The sequence below is a fragment of the Streptomyces recifensis genome (genome assembly GCF_002154615.1).
Classification (GTDB): Bacteria; Actinomycetota; Actinomycetes; order Streptomycetales; family Streptomycetaceae; genus Streptomyces; species Streptomyces griseoluteus.
The window spans coordinates 1-1708 of record NZ_MUNH01000264.1 but is presented as its reverse complement, the minus strand read 5'-3'; the positions used below and the strand labels follow the sequence as shown (position 1 = coordinate 1708).

Annotated in this window: 2 protein-coding genes; both read right to left on the bottom strand. The window is 71.4% G+C overall.

The annotated features are described in order from the left end of the window. On the bottom strand, positions 1-839 hold an 839-nt coding region (locus tag CCN33_RS15830), incomplete at its 3' end, for an ATP-binding protein (protein ID WP_140394562.1). Positions 840-844: 5 nt separating this feature from the next. Beyond that, positions 845-1708 (bottom strand): acyl-CoA carboxylase subunit beta (locus CCN33_RS15825; RefSeq protein WP_279628176.1); only part of this gene is annotated, 864 nt, incomplete at its 5' end.

Below are 1708 nucleotides of genomic sequence, written 5' to 3'. Positions count from 1 at the left end.
TCGACCTGGAGGCGGGTGTTCATCTCCAGGAAGTGGGCGCGGCCGTCGGCCACCAGGAACTCCACGGTGCCCGCGCCCTCGTAGGACACGGCACGCGTCGCCCGCTCGGCGAGCGCGTACAGCTGCTCGGTGAGCGCGGGCGCCAGACCTGGCGCCGGGGCCTCCTCGATGACCTTCTGGTGCCTGCGCTGGAGCGAGCAGTCGCGGGTGCCGAGCGTCCACACCGTGCCGTGGGTGTCGGCGAGGACCTGCACCTCGACATGGCGCCCGTTCTCCAGGTACGGCTCCACGAACACCTCGCCGTCCCCGAACGCGCTCGCCGCCTCCGCGCGGGCGTCCTCCAGCGCACCGGGCAGCGCGGCGAGGTCGCGTACGACGCGCATGCCGCGTCCGCCGCCGCCCGCGGCAGCCTTCACCAGGACGGGCAGGTCGGCCGGGCTGACGTCGTGTGCGTCGAGCGGGGCGAGGCCCATCAGTTCCTTGGCGCGGGTCTTGGACGCCATCGCCTCGATCGCCTGGGGCGGGGGCCCGATCCAGACGAGCCCGGCGTCCTGTACCGCGCGGGCGAAGTCGGCGTTCTCGGAGAGGAATCCGTAGCCGGGGTGCACGGCGTCCGCACCGGCCGCGAGGGCGGCCTTCACGATGAGATCGCCGCGCAGATAGGTCTCGGCGGGCGCCGCGCCCGGCAGCCGAACCGCTGTGTCGGCCACACGTGTGTGCAGCGCACCCTCGTCCGCGTCGGAGTGTATGGCGACGGTACGTATACCCAGGTCGGCGCAGGTGCGGAAGATACGGCAGGCGATCTCGCCCCGGTTGGCGACGAGCAGGGTGGAAATCATGGGCCTCACATCCGGAAGACGCCGAAGCCGCCACGGGCGCCCTCGTAGGGAGCGGTGTGTATGGCGGACAGGCACATACCGAGGACGGTTCGGGTGTCGCGGGGGTCGATGACGCCGTCGTCGTAGAGCCGTCCGGACAGGAACATGGGGAGGGACTCCGACTCGATCTGGCCCTCGACCATCGCGCGCAGGGCGGCGTCCCCCTCCTCGTCGTACGGCTGCCCCTTGGCCAGGGCCGACTGGCGGGCCACGATCGACAGCACGCCGGCGAGCTGCTGCGGGCCCATGACGGCCGACTTGGCGCTGGGCCAGGCGAAGAGGAAGCGGGGGTCGTAAGCGCGGCCGCACATGCCGTAGTGGCCGGCGCCGTAGGACGCGCCCATGAGGACGGAGAGGTGCGGCACGGTGGAGTTGCTGACCGCGTTGATCATCATCGAGCCGTGCTTCACGATGCCGCCCTGCTCGTACTCCTTGCCGACCATGTAGCCGGTGGTGTTGTGCAGGAACAGCAGCGGGATGTCGCGCTGGTTGGCGAGCTGGATGAACTGCGCCGCCTTCTGCGACTCCTCGCTGAACAGCACCCCCCGCGCGTTGGCCAGGATGCCGACGGGGTAGCCGTGCAGCCCGGCCCAGCCGGTGACCAGGCTCGTGCCGTACAGCGGCTTGAACTCGTCGAAGTCGGAGGCGTCGACCAGGCGGGCGATCACCTCGCGCGGGTCGAAGGGGGTGCGCAGGTCGCCGGGGACGATGCCGAGCAGTTCCCCGGGGTCGTACTTGGGCGGCTCGGCGAAGGCCGGATCGGCGTACGCCTTGCGGTGGTTGAGCCGCGCGACCACCCTGCGCGCCTGCCGGATCGCGTCCCGCTCGTC